The sequence below is a fragment of the Hymenobacter lutimineralis genome (genome assembly GCF_008271285.1).
In the GTDB taxonomy this organism is placed as follows: Bacteria; Bacteroidota; Bacteroidia; order Cytophagales; family Hymenobacteraceae; genus Hymenobacter; species Hymenobacter lutimineralis.
The window spans coordinates 376469-400132 of the sequence record NZ_VTHL01000002.1; the positions used below are offsets into that span (position 1 = coordinate 376469).

Here is a 23664-nt window from a genome sequence, read left to right on the forward strand (position 1 = left end):
CAATCTGTGGTCTTAGTTCAGGGCGTTGTTCTTAAGCGTATCGGCCTCGGCCTTCCGCTCGTCGCGGCGGGCGCGCCGGTCGGTGCGCACCGCTTGCTTCACTTCCGCCGATGGCTTCGCGAACAAATCCTGCAGGCTGTTGTAGTCGCGCTGGAAGATGAGGGCCGCCCCCGTGCGGGCAAACGGCCCGTCGATATCCTGGTACGCGTTGTCGCGGAAGGCACGCAGCCGCAGGCGCCCGTCGGCCAGGATGTTGTACTCTATGCTCACGTTGCCGGCAAACTGGCTGGTGGCGGCGCTGCCCTGGGAAAGCTGGTTGCCGGAGTTGCCGCCCAGGGGCACATCGGTACCCAGGCGCACCGTCACCCGCTCGTTGAACAGCTGGCGGCGCACGGCCACGTTCAGGTCAGTGCGGTTGGACTGGCTGCCCGAGGCATCCACGGCGCTGTAGGAATTCACGCCCAGCTCCAGGCCCACGCCGGCCAGGTACTGGCCGGTAAGGTTGTTGAGCTGATCGGTGAGCACCTGGCTGGCTGAGCCGCGCAGCTGGTTGCCCACAAAGGTGCCGGGGCCGGCCGTGCTCTGCAGGGGGTTGTCGGCCAGGAAGCGGCCCAGCACCATCAGGGCAAACACCTGCTTGTTCAGCTCGTTGGTCTGGCTGGGCTGACGTAGCTGCTCCAGCTTGGCCCGCACGGGCTCGGCCACGGCGCCGGTAGTGGTTTCCGGGAGGCGAATGTCAAAGCCGATGGTGGGCTTGAGCAGCTGGTCGGTTACGTTCAGGTACACCTCAAAGGGCAGGCGGTTGCGCGAGAGGTTACTCAGGGTGGGGTCCCCTTCGGTCTGGTTGGCAATCAGGTCAGCGGCCACGGCCTGCACCTTGTAAATAGCCGACACGTTTACCTGCGCGTTGTACGGGTCGCCGGTCCACACCAGGTAGCTACCCTGGCCAATGACAAACTTGCGCTCGGCCAAGTCGTAGAGCGACATTTTGTACTGGCCCTCCGTCACGTTCAGGCGGCCCACCAGGGTCTGGGCGCCGCGCTCATCCAGCTTGGCGTCCAGCTGTCCTTCGGCCCGCACCCGCAGGTTGTCGCCGGAGGCCTCGTCAATCACCACGGTGAAGGGCGTACGGTCCGTCACGGTGATGTTGGCCTGCACGTCGTAGCCCGTGGCTACCAGGGAAGAGTCGATGTCGGCTACTTCGCGCACCAGCGCCGAGTCTACCTTGGGCGCATCCTTATCCACGAAGATGACAATGCCTTCGCGCTCCACTACGACGGGGTCGTCGGAGGGCACCACCACCGTCAGGTCGGAGCCATCGGCCACGGTGGCGCGGGTGCTCACCTGGGGGCGGTAGAGGAAGCCCGTCACGCGCGTATCCGAGTCCACGAACAGCTTACCGTAGTAAAGCGGGTTGTCGCGGCGGGTGCTTTGCACGGCCAGGAAGTTGTTGGTCTTGGCCCGCAAATCAAACCGGTATTGCCCCACGGAGGCCAGGCTGCGGGCCGGCACGATGTAGCCATTCACCAAGGCCTTATTGCCAAGGGAGTCGATGATGGCGAAGTTGTCGAAGTGCAGCCCCCGCTCATCCAGCAGCAGTTCCTCCTCCGACAAGCGGAAGGGTGCCCCCAATTGAGAAAGGGTGAAACCGGCATTTCGGAAATGCACGTTACCGCGCAGCTGGGGAGCGGCCGTGGTACCCCGGATGGTGAGCGGCCCGCTGAGGGCACCCGTCATCTCGCGCAGCTGCCCGGCCGAGAACGGCTCAATGGTTTTCAGCTGCAGTTGGTTGAGGTCTACATCCAGGGAAATTTCCCCCGAGCCCAGGTAGTAGCCGGTCGCCAGCACGTCGTTCTGGTCGGGTCCGCCCGTGAGCGAGGCCACCACGTCGTAGCGGTTGGCGGTCTGGTTTACGGCCTGCAGGGCTACGTTGCCCAGGATATACTTATTGTAGGCAAAGTCCGTCAAATCCAGGTCGGCGGTGAAGGTCTGGCCGGTGCGGCCCAGGTTGTACACCACGGCATCCCCATTGAGGGTGCCGCCCACCAGGGAGTCCTGCAAGCCCGCGGCCCGACCCAGGCCGTAGAGGTCGAAGTTGCCAATCTGCACCTGCAGCGGGTTGCGGGCACCCGACAAGGTTTGCAAGGACAGGAAACGCTCGGCCCGGCCCGTGTAGCTGAGCCGCACGTTCTGCGCTTCTATGTTGCCAGTGCTGGTGGTGTAGCGCACGAAGTTGTTGGGCAGGGCCGTCCACTCTTTGCCGTCCACCATCACCTGCTGCCCAAAGCTGAACTGGTAGGCCGCTCCGCCGTTGAGCACCTGCAAAACGCCCGGCAGGTTAAGCCGCTCCACCGAGTCCGACTCCGCAATGCGCACCCGCGTACCAATTTGGTTGTTGGCAATGCTGCCCACCACCGAAGGATTCGGGATGCGCAGCGTGGTATCCTGCCGCACTTGGTCGAGCACCACGGAGTAGTCGAGCTTCTGCGGGTCGGAGCCCACGCGCAGCTTCAGGGAGTCGAAGGTGATGCCCTGGTAGCGCATCCGGGCCACATCGGAACGCACCGTCAGGCTGGCGGCACGGCTGTCGTAGGCGCCGTTGGCCTGGAAGGGTGTGATGCGCGTGAGGCCCGGCAGCAGCTTGGGCAGCAGCTTGGTGCCCGACTGCGGCACCGTCACGTCGAAGGTGAACTGGCGCGCCGCCGTGCTGGGACGGTATTGGATGCCGGGCAAGTCGAAATACCGGTCGATGTGGCCCTGCAGCTCAGTTACCATGTCACCCAGGCGCGTGTTCCCCCGGATAGTAGCCTGCAGGATGCTGGAAGCAAAATCCACTTCGGTGCGGCCGGTTTGCTGCAGGAAGCGGGCGTTGAGCGTGTCCAGCGGAATCAGCTGGTTGTTGAGGTTGATGGCCACGCCGGTGCCTTTCACGGTACCGTTCAGCGTGTTCAGGTCCGAGCCGCGCAAGTTGGCGTCGAGGTTGCCCTGCACCCGGAGGTCACCCCCGGAGTAGAAGCCAAGGGCCGTGAGGTTCAGGCTCTGCACGTTACCGCTGAAGGCGTACTGCGGCGCGTTGGGGTTGCGCAAATCCACGGTGCCCTTGATGGCAAAGGCTGCGTTGGCGTCGCCGGTGCTGCGGGCGTCGATGTCGTACTGCTGCCCGCGGATGCCCACTTTTGCGTCGATGTTACTATAGGTATAGTTACCGTAGCGGGCTTTGGTGAGCTTGGCCGTGAGCTGCCCTTGCATGGTTTTGGGGTCGAAGCCCCGGCCGGCGTAGGTGCCGCTGCCGGTAATCGGGCCGATATCAGGCTGGCGCAGCAGCTTGCCCAGCTGAAAGTTGCTGAGGCTGAACTTGGCGTTGAACGGCTCCTGCCCCGCCGGACCCGGCTTCATGGTGGCGGCAATGGTAGCGCCGCCAAACGAGGTAGCAGCCTTCAGGTTCAGGGCCAGGTCGTTGGCCGTGGGCCGCCCGCGCACGGTGCCGCTCAGCGTGGCGCGGTCGGGCAGGTTGATAACGTCTTCCGGGATGAGGCCGGCGGGCAGAATGTCATTTAAGTCGCGCTTGGTGGTGGTCAGCTGCCGGATGTTCAGGTCGGTGTACAGACGTCTATCCGTATTCGGCAAACCCTGAATGCGGCCCGAGCCGCGCACGACGGTGTTGCGCAAGCCCACAATTTCCAGGTCGTTGAGCGTAAAGTTGTTCAGCCGCCCATTCACGCGCCCGCTCAGCAGCACCGATTGGTTGGCGCCGCTGGTAAAGGGCTTTTCGGTGATAAGGTCGGGAGCCAGGTACAGGATGTCGCGGAAGCCCAGGCGGGTGTTGCGCAGGTCGGCCTCCATCCGCATCTTGCCCAGCTGCTTCATATCCGAAAGCATACCCAGCGAGTCGAAACCAATGGCCAGGGTGCGGCGGATGCGGGTATGCGGGGTAATCAGATCGAGGTCGTCGAGGCGGATTTGTACCGAGTCGTATACCACGTCGGCCTGGGCCTTATCTACCCGGAAGCCACTTTGCTCCCGTCCGCGCAGCAGGTCGATGCGGCCGGTGGTGCGGTTTTCGGTGTACACCAGGTTGCGGGTGCGCAAAGCCAGGGAGTCAAACAGCAGGTGGTTGTAGTCCATGGCGGCCAGCCGGGTGCGCTGCCGCTTCTCATCCACATTATCAAAGGCAAACCGCAGCCCACTGATATCCGACTGCTTGAGGGCCACGCGCCAGGAGGTGGCAGCGCCCGTAGTCTGCGACACAGCCGAGTCGAGCTTCTGCACCGCTTCGGCCGGGTTGATGACGCGCTGCGCCACCGGCACGTTCTCGTTCTGGGCGTAGCTAACCTCGGAGTTGCGCAGCGTGAGGGAGTTCAGGTCGATACGCTGCCGGATCAGGTCGATGTTGTCGGCCGTGACTTCGCCCTGCCCGATGCGGGTTTTGATGTACTGGCGCGAAGGGTCGTTGCGGTAGTTGAGGGCTACGTTGTCGAGCGTAGCCTTCTCCAGCCCGAAGGTGAGGGTGAGGGGCTCGGCGGGCGTATCCGGCGGCACCTTGGTTTGGGTAATATTCAGGGCCGTGTTTTTCAGCGCTACCGACTCTATGCGGTAGATGCTGCGGTCTACGTCCACCTCATTCATGGCCACGGCCAGGTCTCCTACGCGGGTGCGCACACTCATGCCATCTACCTGGTCGTTATAGGTCAGGTACACATTCTGCAAGTGGGCGTCGCCGATGTCATACTTAAAGCCGCCCGTGGAGTCGGCGGCCGTAGTCGTGGTGGTGTCGCCGGTGGCAAAAGCCGCCAGGATGTAGTCGAAGTTATACGTTGAGTCGGGCTCGGTGCGGCTGATATGCACGGTGCCATCCACCAGCTCCACAGAGCTGACGTTGATCTGCGACTTGGTAAGGGCCCACAGGTCGATGCCCACGGCCAGCTTGCCCACCGAAAGCAGGGTGTCGCCTTTCTGGTCTTCGAGGTACACGCCATCCAGGGCCAGACCGTGGCGCCAGTCGGTGCGGAACTTGGCAATGCGCACCTCCGTGCCAATTTTATCCTGGAGGTAGCCAGCGGCTTTGCGCGCGGCGAAGTCCTGAACCGAAGGCAATTGCAGGGCCACAATTACCCCAACTACGAGCACCAGCACAAAGGCCAGCAGCCCGAGCACAACGTAGAGCGCGCGCCGAACGGGAGTAGACAAAGAGTTGATAACGCGAGAAGTTGGAAGGGTTTCGGCCTTCCCAACGGAATTTTGGCCTTTGAGGTTAGGGTCGGGCTTAAACTCCCCGGCCGAATGCCCTTTCCCGCCCCCACCCACTCTTTTTAGTTCCGGTTGCCCATAACAAGTAGTACACCGCGCATTGGGTACACCGGCAAAAAGCCCGTCCACTTCCTCACCTAGGTAAGGAGCAAACGGGCTTTCTGTGGCGGTCGGGCGTAAGGGTGCCTGGTGGCCCAGGCGCTTATTTCACTACGGTAGCTTCCAGCTCCACGGTTAAGGAGGCAAACAGGCCTTTAACTTCCAGCAGCGTCGTAGCTTGTTTGATGCCGTGTTTGGTTAACCACCCCTGGTATATGTCGGTGCACGTGGTGAAGAACTCGGCTACGGAGGTCGTGTATACATTCAGCCGCACGATTCCGCCGCATTCGTACCCGGCCTCACTAATCAGCTGCTCCAGGTTCTGAAAAGTTTGCTGCAGCTGGCTGCGCATGTCGGCAGTGCTGGGCTGGCCTTCGGCATCCAGGGCTACCTGCCCGGAGCAGTAAAGAGTGCCAGTCGGCTGCTTGATTTCAACGGCTTGTACGGAGTTGGTGTACTGTCCCCATTTCCAGGGGTCTACGAGGTGCTTTTCCATTGCTTGGGCCTTGTCATATCAAGTGTCCCTCACTCAACGAAACAAAGGTCCAGCCACCAACTGACAGCCCTATGTCAGCATGTTTTCGACCCGTAAAAATTTATTCAGGCTGGCAAAAGAAGTCGTGTGCCCGCTGAGCCAGCGCGCGGAGTGGAGCGGACAGGGCCCTGGGCTCCACAATAGTCAGGGCGCCGGCGTAGGGCAGCAGCCAAGTGGCCAGATACGGCAGCTCGCCGATAAACAAGGTCATTTCGAGTTGCCCATCAGGCAGGCGCTGCTCGTGGGCCCAGCCGTACTGGTGCTTGGTGTCGTGCAGATGCTGCACCAGCGCCGGCAACAGAGCCGCTGGCTGGAACCGCAGCACCACCCGTTCGCGCGGGCGGCGGCTGGCTTCGGCGGCCCAGTGCTGCTGCAGCAGGTCGGGCCGCGCCACAAAGCTTTCCGCCTTCAGCTCCAGGCCCAGGATGCGGTCCAAGCGGAAGTTGCGGATAGTCTGGCGCAACCGGCAATAGGCCACTACGTGCCAATGCCGGGTAAGGAAGAGGCTGATGGGCTCGATGTCGCGGGTGGTTGGAGTCTGGTTTTCGGCCGTTTGGTAACGCAGACTTACCACGTGGTGCATGGCAATGGCCGCCACCAGCTGCTGATAAGCCGGCGGCTGGCCGGCTTGGCGAGGGCCAAGCACCTGAATGTGCGGGGCAAGCCGGTCGAGGTGGTCCCGGTCGGGGCGGCGCAGCACGGCGCGCACTTTGTCCATAGCGGCAGAGCTGAGTTGGGCCGTGGGCGCGTCGGTAAGGCGGCCGGCCAGCTTTTCGGCTGTAAGCAGGGCAGTGGCTTCCCCGCGGGTAAACATGACGGGCGGCAGGCGGTAGCCCTCGGCCAGGGAGTAGCCAATGCCCGGCTCGCCGAGCAGCGGTACCCCGGCTTCTGCCAAGGTGCGCAGGTCCCGGTAGATGGTACGCAAGCTCACCCCAAACTGCTCAGCCAATGCGGCCCCGCTTACTTTGCGTTTGGCTTGCAGCTGGATGAGTATGGCCGTAACGCGGTCGAATCGGTACATCGGTTAAACTAAAAAGCCCCCACAAGCTGCTTAAGCAGCGCATGAGCTCCGCTGGTGGCGTAGCTGCTACAAAATGCCAGCTGGGGAAGCACCCTGCAATTACCAAAGAAGCCTCCAAAACCACTCATTGGCTGGGGCCTGCAAGGGTTCTGGAGGCTTTGGGGCAAGAACTGCCCGCTAAATTTAGTTGCGACTCAGGGCTTTTTGGGCGTAACCACTTTTTGCCAGGAAAGCGGCTCCGTCCTTCCGATTGAGCTTATCGGCCAAAGCCTTCTTACCGGAAGTACGCTGGTAGTAGGCTTCGAAGATTTTGTGGCCGATATCATAGCCTAAGTTGCAGGGCCGCTCATCGTTTTCTTCCTGGGAGCTGGCAATTCAATGGTGCTGGTACTTCCTAGTCTTTTCTTTGCCGAACTCCGCTCTCAGTTGCTTGTCATGGGCGTCCCCGTACGCAAACTGCCGAAAGTTGCCGCTTTTATCTCGCTCACTAGCCCGGCTAGGAAATCGACCATTCCCTCGTGGATGACTGCGTGCAGCACCGTCGCATTGCTAGTATGTAAGGAAAAAGGGCCGGGTATGGTCTGTTAGTCGCCCTGCTCCCGTATGATGCGACGAATTCTGCCCACGAAGTAGCGCACCGGCCCCGGTAGGCTATTATCTTTCGGCCTTATTACTGCCTCATTTGTCCTGCCTATGTTGCTTCAATTCACAATACCCTTCCGCACCGACTGGGGCCAACGCCTCGTGGTGTGCGGTAACCTGCCCGAGCTGGGCAGCTGGCAGGCCGGGCAGGCACTGCCCCTGCACTACCAGCCCGATACGGGTATATGGACAAGTACCCTCACGCTCCCCGATACGGAGCTGAACCTGGAGTACAAGTACCTGCTGCTGGATGAGCGCGACGGGGGTACTCACTGGGAATGGGGCGCTAACCGGCAGGAAGTAGTAGCGGAAGGCCAGTTTCAGCAGGTAATCCTGGAAGACTTCTGGCGGGCCCCGGCCCAGCCCGAAAACGAACTGCACACGGCTGCCTTCACCCGCGCCCTCATGCGGCGCCCCGGCGGTGCCGGCCAACAGCCCCGCTCCACGGCCCGGGTAGCCCACTCCGTCGTGCGTTTTCAACTGCCGGCACCGCGCGTAGATACCAACCACCAGCTCTGCGTATTGGGCTCCGATGCGGCCCTGGGCAACTGGGAAGAGCGCAAAGCAGTAGTGCTGTCCGACCGCGACTACCCCACCTGGTGCGTGGATGTGGCCCTGGAAGACGCGGCCCGCCCGGTGTACTATAAGTATGGTATCTGGGACGCCGCGGCCAGAAAAATCATCCACCTCGAAGAGGGCGACAACCGCGTGCTGCTACCCGGGGCCCACAAGCACACCTTGCGGGTGCGCCACGACGAGCATTTCCGCTACCCCACGGGCCCTTGGCGCGGGGCCGGGGTGGCTTTGCCGGTGTTTGCCCTGCGCAGCCGCAGCGGGCTGGGCGTGGGCGAGTTCACCGACATTCAGCTGCTAGTAGACTGGGCCAAGCTCACGGGTCTGAAGATGGTGCAGATCCTGCCCATCAACGACACCACGGCCACCCACACCTGGGTCGACAGCTACCCCTACGCAGCCATTTCGGTGTTTGCCCTGCACCCCATGTACCTCTCGCTCGACGCCATTGCGCCCCTGGCCGATGCCGCGCATCAGCAGGAGTTGCAGCAGCTGCGCGAGGAGCTCAACCAGCGCGACTTCGTGGACTATGAGCCCGTGATGCAGGCCAAGTGGAAGTTTGCGCGCCTGCTTTACCAGCAGGAAAAGGCAGCGTTTCTGGCTTCGCCCGATTTCCGGCAGTTCCTGGCCGAGCAGCAAAGCTGGCTGGTGCCCTACGCGGCCTTCTCGGCCTGGCGCGACCGATTCGGCACGGCCGACTTCGAACAGTGGCCCGCCGAGTTCCGCACGCCGCCCACGTACGAGCAGATCATCAACTTCGACAGCCCCGAGTTCGACGAGTACGGCCTGCACCTGTTCACGCAGTTTCACCTCGATCAGCAGTTACGGACTGCCGTGGAGTATGCCCGCTACCACGGTGTAGTGCTCAAAGGCGACTTGCCCATCGGTATCTACCGCCACTCCGTGGATGCCTGGACGCAGCCCGAGCTTTACCACATGGACCGCCAGGCCGGCGCCCCGCCGGACGACTTCTCGGTAACGGGCCAGAACTGGCGGTTCCCGACCTACAACTGGCAGCGCATGGCCGAAGACGGCTATGCCTGGTGGCGCCAGCGCCTCACCCACCTCTCCCGCTACTTCGATGCCCTGCGCATCGACCATATTCTGGGCTTTTTCCGCATCTGGGAAATTCAGGGCGACTCCGTGGAGGGGCTTCTGGGCCGCTTTGCCCCGGCCCTGCCCCTGCACCGCGACGAGGTAAGGGCCCGCTTAGGCTGGTTTGATTATCCGCGTCTGTGTGAGCCGTACATCCGCTGGCACATGCTGCGCGACATCTTCGGCGGGGAAGCAGATGCAGTGCGCCAGGAGTTTCTGGAAGAATCGGGCTACGAGGCCTTCCGCTTCCAGGACCACGTGCGCACCCAGCGCCAGATTGAAGCTGTTTTCGAGGAGAAACTGCGCACCCGGCCTGAGCAGGCCGAGGCGCTGCGTCGGGTGCGTGACGGCCTCTACCGCTTGGTAAACGAGGTGCTGTTCCTGGAAGAACACGGCACTTACGGCCAGTACCTGCACCCGCGCATTAAGCTCCAGCACACCTATTCATTCCGGGAACTGGACGAGGAAACCCGCCACCGCCTGTGGGACGTGTACCTTGACTTCTTCTACCGCCGCCATGAGGACTTCTGGCGCCGTCAGGGCCTGGTAAAGCTACCGGCTGTGCGCTACGCCACCGATATGCTGATCTGCGGCGAAGACCTGGGTATGGTACCGGAATCGGTGCCGGGTGTGATGAAGGCGCTGGGCATCCTGGGCCTCAACATCCAGCGTATGCCGGCCGACCCGAAAACCGAGTTCGGCCACCCCGATTCCGCTCCTTACCTATCGGTAGTAAGTCCCGGCTCCCACGACATGAGCACGGTGCGCGGCTGGTGGGAAGAAGACCGGGCCAAAACGCAACGGTTCTTTGAGCAGGTACTCGGTCACTGGGGCGAGCAGGCGCCGCATTTCTGTGAGCCATGGGTAGCCCAGGAGCTGCTTGTGCAGCACTTGTATTCGCCGGCCATGTGGGCCGTTTTCCCCATTCAGGACCTGCTGGCCATTGATGCCGACCTGCGCCGGGAAAACCCGCAGGAGGAGCAGATTAACGTACCGGCCAACCCGCAGCACTTCTGGAAGTACCGCCTACACCTGCCTCTGGAGCAGCTCTTGGAGGCCTCCGTATTTAACGCTCACCTGCATCATATGATGGTGGCGAGCGGGCGTGAGCAAGTGTATTAGCAGCCTCCTACTTACTTTAAATTTAAAGTAGAAAGCCAATGAGTACCGCTTCATAGGCGTTACTCATTGGCTTTTTATATGTTCAGTCTTTAGCAGAAGTGCAGTTATATGACTATATAAGGCATACACTATTATCAATAAGGGGAGTAGAGCTTGTGGAGCTTGTGCTTTTAAGCTCGGCATCACACTTAACAGTTAAGGAGTTATAATAAAGCATTTTACTTTATTACCTTTACAACATAATTACTGTAACTTTTCCAGCTGGACTTAATTCCACGCTGTCAGAGCTATGTGTTAATGTTCGTCAAAAGCAAGTGTCTTTGTAGTTAGTCAGCTCGCTTTAAGCTGACACACCTGTTATCGGGGTAACCTTAGTTTCCACCGTGTACATGAGGAGGTTGATCGAAAAAACGAATATCTACCCTCTAGTACATAATACTTTTGTTGTGCTGCTTACGCGCCTCCTCTAACGAGGTTGCGCTATTCTTCTAAATTTCTTCTTAAACCTTTCCATACCCTTTGCATGAAAGCATTCTTACACTTGCAGCCACACGCCAGTAGGCAAGGCAGTGGCTCCAGCGGCACCCGTAGCAGAAGTAGTAGCCTCCAGCGGATGCTGGGTGCTATATTCTGCGCAGCCGCTTTCTTGTACAGCTCGGCTGTTTATGCACAGCAGGGAAAGAACGGGGCTGGTACCGTTGCCACGGCTGGCAACAACATTCTGAACACGTACACCTATCTGACAAGTGACGCAGCCGCAAATGCTACATCTGTTGTCGTGAACAACGCTGCCATGACTGGCGGCGCTTTTACGGCAAATTTGGGCGCAGGCGACCTGATCATGATTATTCAGATGCAGGGCGCCTCGATCAATACGACAGCTGCTTCCAAGGACTTTGGCCAAGTTACCTCCTATGGTAACGCTGGTAATTACGAGTTTCGGGAAGTCCGGAGCGTAGTCGGCAACACTATTAACCTGGCTTGCGCCCTTACCAATAGCTACACAGCTGCTGGTAAAGTACAGGTAGTACGTGTACCACGCTATACCACGCTTACTGTTGCTACTGGCAGCACTATAACGGCCCCGGCCTGGGATGGCACTACGGGTGGCATCGTAACGTTGGAAGCCACAGGCAATATCACGCTGACGACTACGGCTAATATCAACGTATCGGGGCTGGGCTTTCGGGGCGGCGCCGTTATTGCAACGGGCGTAGATGGAAACTCAGCTACCGCTACCCTTGGTACTAACCAAAATTATGCCTTTACGGCCTACGGCACGACTGCCGGAGCCGAAAAAGGTGAAAGCATTGCTGGTTACCAAGCAGGTATTCCGGGCGGCTTTCGCTACGGACGAGGTGCCGTAGCCAATGGCGGCGGCGGCGGCAACCAGCATAATGGCGGCGGCGGCGGCGGGGCCAACGTAGGCACGGGTACTTGGACAGGTTTTGGCAACCCAGTGGCCGGGTTCAACGCTGCTTGGCATCTGGATGCAGAACTAGAGGGAGTAAATACAACCAGCAACACAAATGCTGAGCTTGCCACTTCTTCGGGTGGTGGCCGCGGTGGCTATACGTATTCCAGCTCTGACCAAAATGCTGCAACGGTTGCACCCGGCAATACGCTCTGGGGTGGCAACTACCGGCGTATCCAGGGGGGGCTCGGTGGCCGCCCGCTGGATGTAAGTGGCGGCCGTTTGTTTCTTGGCGGCGGCGGCGGTGCTGGTGACTCCAACAATGGTAACGGCAAAAGCGGGGCTCCCGGTGGGGGCCTTGTTTACCTTCTGGTTGGGGGCAATATTTCAGACACAGGTACCTCGAGCACTAGCGTAGTAGCTGATGGAGCAGCTGGCACCAACACTACTGATGGTGGTCAGGACGGCGCTGGCGGCGGCGGCGGCGGCGGCACCATTGTGGTAGCCGTCACGGGTACGCTTACAGGGGTTTCTGCTTCGGCCCAAGGCGGGACGGGGGGCTCCCAATTACTCGCTAGAGCACAGCTTAATGAATCTGAGGGCCCAGGCGGCGGCGGCGGCGGCGGTTATATCCGCTATACCAGCGGTAAAACCATCTCCCCACTCAGTGTAGCGGGTGGAGCCAATGGTACTACCAATTCGAGCCTGGTGACGGAATTCCCACCCAACGGAGCTACCATTGGTGGCGCTGGTACTACTGCCACGTTTACCCCCAGCGAATCTTGCTTGGTAGTAGCTGATGTGACTACCGCCTTCACCGTTAGCTCGGCGGCGGTACTGGCAGGCGCACAAACCGGCAGCTACACCGTTACCTTTACGAACACGGGTACGGCTGCGGCCACGCAAGTAACCCGCGTAATTACCCTGCCCACAGGAGCTACGGCCACCGCTGCCCAAGCTCCTGGTGCTACCATTGGCACCAACACTAGCGGCGATGTTACGCTCACGTATACTACGGTAGCCTCCCAGGCAGCCAATACCAACACCAGCGTTACGTTTAGCTTTACTGCCCCGTCGCTCTCGGGCAGCTACTTAGTAACCAGCACGACCAGCACGACCAGCAACCAGGGCGTTAATACCAGCTTGGATCAGGTTACGACTGCGCTGACGGTTACGAACACGGCCCCGGTAGCTAACAACGTAACGACAACGCCATCAGTAAACCGGGATGCTCCGGGTCAGGTAGCTATACTTCCCCTGGATGCAGACGACTCAGATGGCAGCATTGCCACATATCAGTTTACCTCCTTGCCTAGCAACGGTATATTGTACTACAACAACAATGTAGATGGTACAAGCGGCACCTACACGGCTATTGGCAACAACAATATATTAACCGGAGCTAATCCGCTGAATCTAACCCCGGCCCAAGCCGGCTCGCTAAGATTTGATCCTGCTGGAACCTCTACAACCAGCAGAACTTTCATGTATACTGCTACGGATAACTTAGGCCTCCGTGACCTATCGCCAGCTATCTACACTATTCCAGTAGTAGCTGACATCGAAGCGGTCTACTCAACGCCGAACGTGTTCAACCGTGATGCGCTGGGCAACGGCTCCTCGCTGGCTACGGTGACGGACGCTAACGGCGCTATTACCTCAGCCACCCTGGCCACGGGCACGACTCTGGCTGCCGGCATCGGCTTCAACACGACCACCGGGCAGTTCACGGTAAACTCGGCTACCCCGCCCGCGGCCGGCACTTACACCTACTCCGTCAACACGGTAGATGCCACCGGTGGTACCTCAACCATCAACGCTGTCATCACCATCAATGCTGACACGGAAGCGGTTTACACCGTAGCCCCAGCCAAGAATGTGGACAGCTACACCAACGGCTTCTCGCTGGCTACGGTGACGGACGCTAACGGCGCTATTACCTCAGCCGTTCTGGCCACGGGTACGCTGCCGGCGGGTATCGCCCTGGATGCCACCACTGGCCAGTTCACCGTCAGCAATGCGAGCCAGCTGGTAGCCGGTACTTACACGCGCAGCGTAACGACAACCGACGCCACGGGGGGCACGACTACCCAGAACGTGACTATCACCATCAACGCTGACATCGAAGCGGTCTACTCAACGCCCAACACGTTCGCCTATAATACTGTTACTACCAACCAAACAGTAGCGACGGTGTCGGATGCCAATGGCGCGCTGACCTCAGCTACATTGGCTACAGGGACGTTGCCTACCTGGTTAACGCTGAATGCCACTACAGGTGCTATTACGGTCAATAACGCTGCATCAGTTGTAGCCGGTACTTACACGGCAACCATCAACACTGTTGATAATAAAGGAGGGCTGACTGCTGCCCCCGTCAGCATCACGTTCACCAACGCCGCCCCGGTAGCGGTGAACGATGCGGCTACGACGGGCAACGACGTGACCACGCCTTTCTTCTCGGTGACGGCTAACGACACGGATGTAGACGGCAACGCCACCATCAACCAGGCCAGCGTGGACCTGGACCCGAGCTCGGCCGGCACGCGCGAGACAACGCGCACGGTAACCGGCGGTGTGTTCACGGCCGATAACCTGGGCAACGTCTCCTTCAACCCCGATGCCAACTTCTTCGGCACTGCCTCCGTTACCTATACTATTAAGGATGCTCTGGGTCTAACCAGCAATGCTGCTACCATCTCGGTGACAGTGGGCGCTCCTGCCTGCGCAGAGCCGTCGTACTTCGACAACACGACGGCCTCCACTGGCCTGACAGCTGAGTACTATGCTGGCGCGTTCTACACGCAAGCGGGTTTCAACGCCAATGCCATTACCTTCTTCCAGCGCACGGCTCCCGTACGCCGGATTGATCAGACCGTGGACTTTACGACGGCCACTTTCGGCAACATTGTGCCACCGGCTACAGGTACAACTGCTAACCCGAACGCCTTCAGTGCGCGTTACCGGGGCAGCATCAACATTCCGGTGACGGGTAGCTACACGTTCTACCTCACGTCGGACGATGCCTCCTACCTGTTCCTGGATGCTGCGGCGCTGGCCCAGACACCGAATGCGACCAACGCGACCATCAACAACGGTGGCGGCCATGCTTCGGCGCTGGTGCAAACGACGGTTACGCTCACGGCTGGTAAGCACGACATACTGATCCTGTATGCAGAAGACGGTGGCGGCAACAACTTGAACTTCGAGTGGAGCAGCACGGCCGCCGGCATTGCCCGGCAAGTTGTCCCCGCCGCCGCCCTGTGCGCCGGCCCGGCTACGCCCAACGCTACGCCCGTCGCGCTGGACCGCAGCACGAGCCTGCTGAACTCGGCTGCTACGGCGGCCCTCTCGCCTAACCTGGGTGCCACGGATGCCGATGGGGATGCCACGGTTTCCTACTTCAACATCGAAACCCTGCCCGCCGCCGCTGCTGGTGTGCTGGCTTACAACGGTACAGCTGTTGTAGTTGGCCAGGCCATTCCCGCTGCTTCGCTGAACCTGCTCACCTTTGATCCGGTCAACACCTACAGCGGAACGGCATCCTTCACCTACTCGGCAACCGATGCCACTGGTCGCAAGGACCTGACCCCAGCTACCTATACCATCATTATCTCCTCTGCTCCGGTAGCGGTGAATGATGCGGCTACGACGGGCAACGACGTGACGACGCCTTTCTTCTCGGTGACGGCTAACGACACGGATGTAGACGGCAACGCCACCATCAACCAGGCCAGCGTGGACCTGGACCCGAGCTCGGCCGGCACGCGCGAGACGACGCGCACGGTAACCGGCGGCGTATTCACGGCGGATAACCTGGGCAACGTCTCCTTCAACCCCGATGCTAACTTCTTCGGCACTGCCTCCGTCACTTACACCATCAAAGACAATGATGGCAACGTGAGTAATGTGGCTACCATCTCGGTAACGGTGGATGCTCCGGCCTGCGCAGAGCCTTCGTACTTCAACAACACGACGGCTTCCACTGGCCTGACGGCCGAGTACTATGCTGGCGCGTTCTACCTGCAAGCGGGTTTCAATGCCAATGCCATTACCTTCTTCCAGCGCACGGCCCCCGTACGCCGGATTGATCAAACCGTAGACTTCAGCGGTAGTGGTTTTGGCGACATTAACCCCGCTGCTACCAGCACGACGAATCCAGAAACCTTCAGTGCACGGTACCGGGGCAGCATCAACATTCCGGTGACGGGTAGCTACACGTTCTACCTCACGTCGGACGATGCCTCGTACCTGTTCCTGGATGCCGCCGCGCTGGCGCAGACGCCCAATGCCACCAACGCCACCATCAACAACGGCGGCAGCCACGGCTCAACGTTAGTACAAACGACGGTTACCCTCACGGCTGGTAAGCACGACATCCTGATCCTGTATGCAGACAACTTGGTGGATAACATTCTCAAGTTCGAATGGAGCAGCACAACCGCAGGCATTGCGCGGCAGGTAGTACCCGCCGCCGCCCTGTGCGCCGGCCCGGCTTCGCCCAATGCTACGCCTGTAGCCTTGGACCGGACCACGACCCTGCTGAACTCCGCTGCTACGGCGGCCCTCTCGCCCAACCTGGGCGCCACGGATGCCGATGGTGATGCCACGGTCTCCTACTTCAACATCGAAACCCTGCCCGCCGCCGCCGCTGGTGTGCTGGCCTACAACGGGACGGCTGTCGTAGCCGGTCAGGCTATTCCAGCGGCTTCGCTGAACCTGCTCACCTTTGATCCGGTCAACACTTACAGCGGTACCACTTCCTTCACCTATTCGGTAACGGATGACACTGGCCGCAAGGACCTGACCCCAGCTACTTATACCATCTCTATAGAAGCACCAAGCACCATCTCCGGAGTTGTGTTTGAGGATGTAACCTATGGTGGTGGTAACGGCCGAAGCCTGCTGGCTTCCGGCGGAGTGGTTCGCTCGGGTGCAACGGTTGAGTTGTATTATGCCAATGGCGACCCGGTAATTGATGCTGCAAGCGGTACTATCCAGAAAGCTACTACAAATGCCAGCGGAGCCTATAGCTTCTCGGGCTTGCTGGGCACCGCTTACAAAGTACGCGTGGTCAACAGCTCTGTGAGCAGCAGCCGCGTTGGGTACGTCAATACCCTGATTGGGGTCCAGACCTTCGTGAATGGTGACGGAACGCAGGTTGGTGGTACTACTCCTGCCGGGGTTGATGGCCTCCCCAATACCGGCACGCAGACCCTGAACCAAGTAGGCGTGGCTCAGTCGATAGCCGCCGTTTCGGTAAGCAACGGTCAGGTACTGAGCTCGGTTGACTTCGGCTTCAACTTTGACGCGGTGGTGAACACCAACAATACGGGCCAAGGCTCCCTTAGCCAGTTCATCACGAACAGCAATGCCCTGCAGAACACGGCAAGCTTCCAGCAGGTAGGACAAACGGCCGGAAAAGAAGCCGCCATTTTCCATATCCCTGCCTCGGCGCTGACGACTACCACTGTCGGCAATCAGGCCTTCATCATTAACCTGACCTCTGCCCTGCCTAACATCTCTGGCGCCAACGCCGTCGGTACCGTCCTCAACGGCGCTGTTCAGACCGCTTACACCGGCAATACCAATGCCGCGGTAGCGGGCGTGACCACCGGGCCGGAGATCATCCTGAATGTGACAGCAGGCAATTACGATATCCTAAGAATCAATGCTGCTGGTGTAAGCATTGAGGGCCTCGGTTTCACCGGTGCCCGCGCTTCGACAGCGAATTTGGGTACTGCCGGAAATACCAACGGTACGGGTATCTACATTACCAGTAACGGGGATCAAGCCAGCATCCGCAACTCGGACATCTACGGCAACCTGAAAGCCGGCATCCTGGTTAACAGCGCAACCGGAGTACAGGTAACGGATAACGTTGTCCGCAACAATGGCGGGACCATCAATGGGGTAACTAACACCAACGGACAGGGTATTGACGTATTTGGCGCCGATCTGACGGTTGTTTCCAACAATACGGTCACGGCCAATGCCGGCTACGGTATTAATCTCGATGTAAACTTTACCGGCGCGACCGTCCTGAACCCTTCTAGCAACACGATCCGCCTCAACACCGTGACGGGCAATGGCGTGGGTGCGGGGACGCAACTGGCCGGGTTGGCAATTGTAGCCGCCGGCACGGGCAACCTTATCGAGCAGAACATCTTCGCCAATAACGCCGGCGACGGGATTCTGGCGACGGCGGGTATCACCAACATCTTCTCGCAAAACACCTTCTTCGGTAACGTGGAGCAGTCGATTGACCTATTGAACGGCACTACCAGCAGCAGCGTGACCATCAACGACAACTTGGACACAGACACAGGCGCCAACAACCTGCTCAACTTCCCGGTCTTCACGCAGGCCACCATCAGCAACGGCAAGCTGCAGGTAACGGGCTTTGTCACGGCCGGCGCTAAAGTGGAACTGTACCTGGCTAATGCCGGCACGGGCGAGAACTTCGGCGAAGGTGGCACATTCATAGCCAGCTATGTGGAAGGAAGCGCCTCGGACCCCGAGAAGCGCTACGGCGACTACGACAACACGCAGGGCAAAGAGGTAAATCAGAACCGTTTCATGTTCGCGTTGGACCTGAGCACGGTATCGGCTGCCCTACGCAACGCCATTTTGACCAACGGTGCGAAGGTTACGGCCACAGCTACCCTGGCGAACCAGGGCACCTCGGAATTCGCTGGCAACACCCTTATTTCCAATGGTCCGCTGCCCGTAGAACTGACGCGCTTTGATGTGGTAGCGGTAAACCAGGACGCTCAGTTGAACTGGCAGACGGCTATTGAGAAGAACAACGACCACTTCGAGGTGGAGCGTAGCTTCGATGGCCGCAGCTTCGTGCAGATTGGTCAGGTGCAGGGCAACGGCACGACTACTAGCGTACATGCTTATGCCTACACCGATGCCCGCATTGGTCAGCAGCACTCGGGCACGGTGTACTACCGCCTCAAGCAGGTAGATACCGATGGCAAGTTCCGCTACACCGACACGCGCACGGTAGCCTTCTCGGGCCGGGCCGTTGCTGGAGCCGTAGTGCTCTACCCCAACCCGGCGACGACGCAGTCCACGCTGGATTTGAGCAGCCTGCCGAGCGGTGCTTACCAGGTCACGCTGGTGGACATGGCCGGACGCATCATCCGTACGGTGTCCGTGCAAGGTGGCCTGACATCCAACCTGGATGTGCGCGACCTCGCCGAGGGAACGTACACGGTGCTGGTTCGGGGTCAGCAGACGACCCACAACCTCAAGCTCGTGAAGCGTAACTAAGCACGCTTTGCTTCTCCCGAAAAGGGCCTTACCAATTGGTAAGGCCCTTTTTTTATGCTCCTCCTTACCAAAACCGGACTGCTTTCCGTAGCAGAAGCATTCTACCGCGTTTTAGCTGTCTTTGTATGCCCCGTGTTCGCCCGCCCCGCCGCCTGCATCTCCCCCCTACCGACTTCGACGCCGTAATAGTTGGCGGTGGTAGTGCGGGCCTGAGTGCTGCCCTCACGCTGGGCCGCTGCTGCCGCAGGGTACTGGTGTGCAGCAGCGGCCCGCCGCGCAATGCCGCTTCACCCGGCGTGCACAGCTTCTTCACCCGCGACGGTACCAAGCCTAGCGAACTGCTACGGCTGGGCCGCGAGGAATTGGCGGCCTACCCGACCGTCAGTTTTCGGGATGCATTGGTAACCGCTATTACCCCCGAACCGACAACGCAGGGGTTTACGCTCACGATGGCGCCCGAGCGAGGTGGCCCCGACTTGACCTGTACTACCCGCAAGGTGCTGCTGGCTACGGGGGTGTCCGACGACTTGCCCCCTATTTCCGGTATGCGGGAATTGTGGGGAACCGGCGTGCTCCATTGCCCTTACTGCCACGGCTGGGAAGTGCAGGGCCAACGTCTAGCAGTGTATGGGCGCGGCAAAACGGGTTGGGGCTTGGTACAACTGGTGAGCCGCTGGAGCCGGGATGTAATCCTCTGCACGGATGGGCCAGCGGGCATCACCGAGCATGGCCGACAGCGGCTGCGGCGCCTGGGCATTTCGGTACGAGAGGAAAAAGTACTGCGACTGGAAGGAACCGCTAAGGGGCAGTTGAAACAAATTGTCTTTGAATCGGGGGAGCCGCTAACCCGCGACGCGGTGTTCCTTCATTCCGAGCAGCGCCAACGCAGCACCCTAGCTCAGGAATCTGGCTGCCGTATCCTCAAAAGTGGTGCAGTATGGACGGACAAGAAAGGGCAAACCACGCAGAAGGGTATCTATGCCGCCGGCGACACTACCCCGGCTCCGCAACAGGCCATTATAGCGGCGGCAGAAGGTTCCTTGGCCGCTATTGCCCTCAATGAGGCACTCACCCGCGAAGACTGCCGGGGTTAGCTGGTCTGAGGACCATAAACAGGCCCCATAGCACCTGGTAGTACACCTGGCCAATGGCAAAGCAGCGGTTACGGCAGGCGGGTGAGGCGCAGGTGGTCCAACATGGCTTGGTTTACTTCCCCGTTCATATTCTCGTTGGCGGGCTCTAGGGTCAGTTGCAGCACCGCAGTGCCTTTCTCCAGCGCTACAATAACTGGATTGGTGTAGCCCCAGTCCGACCACTCATCTACGCCACGCTGGGGCAGTACCACCGTCCCCAGCTGTTGGCCGCCCCGGCGCAGGGTGCGAATAGCGCATTTATTGCTGGTGTTGATGGGCCCATTCCCATTAGCATAGCGAAAGTCAATGGCGTATAAACCGGCTGCTGGCACCGGCACGCGCACGGTTAGCGTTTGGTTTTGCGTCTTGCTGATTTCCACAAAGCCCGTTCCGGTATAGCCTTTAGCAGCCCGCTTCGCCCGCGTCCCTGCCTTTTCGAGCTCTATTGTCTGCTGGTACTTTTCAGGTCCTATTGCCAGCGGCTCACTGGCAAAGCTCTCAAACCCATCCTTATCAACCGCTACTACCTGATATTCGGTGTATGTGGTTGATGTCGGCACTTCAAAGCTGGTTGTAACAGTACGCCCGCCCAGTTGGCCATTACGCAGTATCTGGTAGGCTACGGCGCCTTCTACCAGTGCCCAGCTGAGCTGGCCACTGGCATGGCGCACAGTTGGCGTCATAGGTGCCACATGGTGCGCAACCTTATGCTGGTCCATAGCGGGGGGCGCTTCATTGGCCAACTCGATCAGGATGGTGTGGGCTCCCTGTAGCGTTGCGGGCACTGCTGCTCCCGCCAAAGGTTGCCCATCCAGCGTAATACGGCGGATAGTACGACCGTAACCCGTCAGCTGGATATCCAACACGGCTTGCCGATAGCGGAAGCCGGTAAGTTTGCGGCTTCCCTGCAATGCCTGTGGAACAAAAGGCCGGAAAACAAGCTGATCCGGCTGAAATTCCATACCAAATACGCCTTTATATAGCATGCCCAACGTTCCGGAAAGGCTCCAAAGCATGTTGCTGCTGTTGATTTGGGTACCGGCGAAGTCCCCGTTGCTGGCCACAAAGTTTTCCTTGTTCGTCAGAAACAAAGCGGCGGGTCGCGAAACGGCCATCAGGCTTTCCATAAACGCGGCTTCATTCCCTACCTGCGCCGCCGCCAGTCCCCAGTAACTCTGTACAAAGGGCCACACCGCGTTGTTGTGGTAGGGTGGAATGCCGGCAATCTGGGGGTAGATGCACGGAATGCCGTATTCCATAATCGGCGTGTGAGCAACCACTGTTTTGGCTCGGCTCTCATCAGCTACTCCAAACAAAATGCTCAGTGCCTCGCCCAGCGCCTCTGCCTTGGGAGACAGTACCCTATACTTGCGGCCGTACAGGTACTGCCCGTAGTAGCCTTGTTGTTCCTGCCAGAAGTACTGGTTTATGCCTTGTCCGATGCGTTGCGCCAGCGCGCGGTGCTTGGTTGCTACGGTCGGCTCGCCCAGCCGTTCGGCCATTTGCGCCAGCACTTGGTTAGCCTGGTAGTGCACAGCATTTGTGCCTAGGTTCTCGCTCTGGTAAATATCCACCGGCTGCATCCACTTCGGATACGTTTGCTCGCGCCAGTCCAGAAACGATGACTCCCCACGTATAAGACCCGTTGCTGAGTCGTAGGCATTGTGCTCATCGTCTTCGATGGACTGCTTAATAATGGGGTACACTTGCCGCAGCCAGTCTTCCTCCCCGGTCACTTTATAGATTTCCCACGCGGCTACGGCCCAGATCATGCGGTCCGTCGAGCACGGATAAGCGCCCCCGGTCCCGGTATCCTGAATAATACGGCCATCCTTCGAAACCTTGCGCAGCAAGCTGGTTTTGGCTACTTCAGGCTGTAGAAGCGCTTGAGCAAGTATAATGCTGTAGCTAATATCCCGTGTCCAAACCCCGGCCCACTCTTTACCCGTGCGAAAAGTGCCATCCGGCTCCACCGCCCGCTTAGCTTCTTCTAGGGCAAGGTTATATAAGGCATCTAGCAAAGGATACTCTGATGCATACTGAGGCAGCCCAGTTACATCAAGGCATTGCTTCCAATTCCGCGCCGTCGTTTTCACGTCAGAATGCGCGTTCAGCACAACAGTGGCCTCGTAGATACCATCGCCATCTGCATCCTTTAGTTCCAGTTGGGGCTTATTGGCCAGATTGTCAAAGTCCCAGCTGAGCGGCGCCGTATTTCCCGCCACAAACACGTGCTTGAAATCGGCCTTGTATAGCTTCTGGCCACTATAAAGCGTATAGTATCCCTGTTTTTCAAAGGCTGCCAACATTGTCCGCATGTCCAGCCGAATTTTCAGCGGCGTATTCGGAGCTAAGTAGGTATTGGCCGGCACGGGCTTCGTATCCACATACTGCTGCCCAAATAAGATTGGCGGTGTCTGCAACATGCCATCGTGCTCTTGCGGCACTGCCACAAACACGTGGTCCTGCCCGGGCTGCATTTCATTGTCTTTGCCGTTGATGCTGAATTTAAAATTCACCACCGGACTCTGAAACTCGTTCGCCGGGCTTTGGTAGGTTGATGTTAGTTCCGTGCGCGACACCGCTTTTCCCACCGCTACCCCTTGCCTCAAAGAGTCCCGGTATACCGTGTAAACCTCCGATTGCCATATCGACTCAGCAGGCATCACCACTTGAGGCACCGTCGAAGAAGTAGGTTTTTGCATCTGACAGGAGCTTAAGAGCCCAATAGAAACCAGAACGCCAGCAAAACGAGGGGAAGACTTCATAGCCGCAAGTAACTTCCAAATACACCTACTATAGAAACTAACTTTCAAAACAGAGGACTGGATATGCTCATTCTATCTTCTGCTCATGCTGCGCGGTCATGGCTCGCAACACAATCATCAGTAAAACTTTAGAAGTGCTGGAATCAATTTATCTATGCCTTGGTTAATGACCAGTGGCACCAAGAAACGGCTACTTCAACCGCGAAAACAGAGAAGAGGCGAAAAAATATTCTTCTTACTCTTGCAAAAGGCGGGTGAGTGTTGTTACCTTTGCAGCCCGCTTCAACCGGAAGGGGCTTATTGACTGGCTTACTGGATGACGCTTCGAAAAAATATTTTTTTTGCGAAGTACTTGCAGCAAGCGAAAAGGGTGTTACCTTTGCAGCCCGCTTCGACCGGAAGGGGCACAGTACCCGGGCTAACTAGCCCACCAGGTTCTTCCAACAGGGAAGGACGGACGTTCTTTGAATGACTGGAATTGACAAATTTGGGTGAGGCTTTCTCGGGCAACCGGGGGAGCAGCAAGACCAAGCGTAACAAAACGAACAGACACGTCAAATACACGAGTCGGATCAGCACTTGACATCAGCTTACTTTCGAGTAAGTGTAGGAATTTATACAATGGAGAGTTTGATCCTGGCTCAGGATGAACGCTAGCGGCAGGCCTAATACATGCAAGTCGAACGGACGGTAGCAATACCGTTAGTGGCGCACGGGTGCGTAACGCGTAACCA

The 23664-nt window shown here is 59.0% G+C and carries 7 protein-coding genes and 1 rRNA gene; 4 read left to right on the forward strand and 4 right to left on the reverse strand.

The annotated features are described in order from the left end of the window. Positions 1 to 12 precede the first annotated feature (12 nt). From FY528_RS03870 to FY528_RS03880, 3 genes are all read right to left on the reverse strand, one after another. Positions 13 to 5187, reverse strand: a complete 5175-nt coding sequence (locus FY528_RS03870; RefSeq protein WP_149069673.1) for a translocation/assembly module TamB domain-containing protein — start codon at positions 5185 to 5187, stop codon at positions 13 to 15. A 262-nt stretch (positions 5188 to 5449) separates the two neighbouring features. Next, the gene (locus tag FY528_RS03875) at positions 5450 to 5842 is read right to left on the reverse strand and encodes a RidA family protein (RefSeq protein WP_149069674.1); all 393 of its coding nucleotides are present in this window, start codon (positions 5840 to 5842) and stop codon (positions 5450 to 5452) included. A 100-nt stretch (positions 5843 to 5942) separates the two neighbouring features. Beyond that, positions 5943 to 6902, reverse strand: a complete 960-nt coding sequence (locus FY528_RS03880) for a helix-turn-helix transcriptional regulator (RefSeq protein ID WP_149069675.1) — start codon at positions 6900 to 6902, stop codon at positions 5943 to 5945. Positions 6903 to 7595: 693 nt separating this feature from the next. Here FY528_RS03880 and FY528_RS03885 point away from each other — a divergent pair. From FY528_RS03885 to FY528_RS03895, 3 genes are all read left to right on the forward strand, one after another. Continuing rightward, positions 7596 to 10334, forward strand: coding sequence for a 4-alpha-glucanotransferase (locus tag FY528_RS03885; protein WP_149069676.1), 2739 nt, complete (start codon positions 7596 to 7598; stop codon positions 10332 to 10334). Positions 10335 to 11112: 778 nt separating this feature from the next. Next, on the forward strand, positions 11113 to 19029 hold the full coding sequence (locus FY528_RS03890; protein ID WP_149069677.1) for a PA14 domain-containing protein: 7917 nt from the start codon (positions 11113 to 11115) through the stop codon (positions 19027 to 19029). 125 nt (positions 19030 to 19154) lie between these two features. Continuing rightward, positions 19155 to 20123, forward strand: a complete 969-nt coding sequence (locus tag FY528_RS03895) for an NAD(P)/FAD-dependent oxidoreductase (RefSeq protein ID WP_149069678.1) — start codon at positions 19155 to 19157, stop codon at positions 20121 to 20123. A 68-nt stretch (positions 20124 to 20191) separates the two neighbouring features. Here the strand turns inward: FY528_RS03895 and FY528_RS03900 are convergent, their stop codons facing one another. Next, entirely contained in the window at positions 20192 to 22867 is a 2676-nt protein-coding gene (locus tag FY528_RS03900; protein WP_262383897.1) for an alpha-L-rhamnosidase-related protein, read from the reverse strand. Between the two features lie 681 nt (positions 22868 to 23548). Between FY528_RS03900 and FY528_RS03905 the strand changes: the two genes are divergently transcribed. Then, a 16S ribosomal RNA gene (locus FY528_RS03905) occupies positions 23549 to 23664 on the forward strand; the annotation flags it as partial.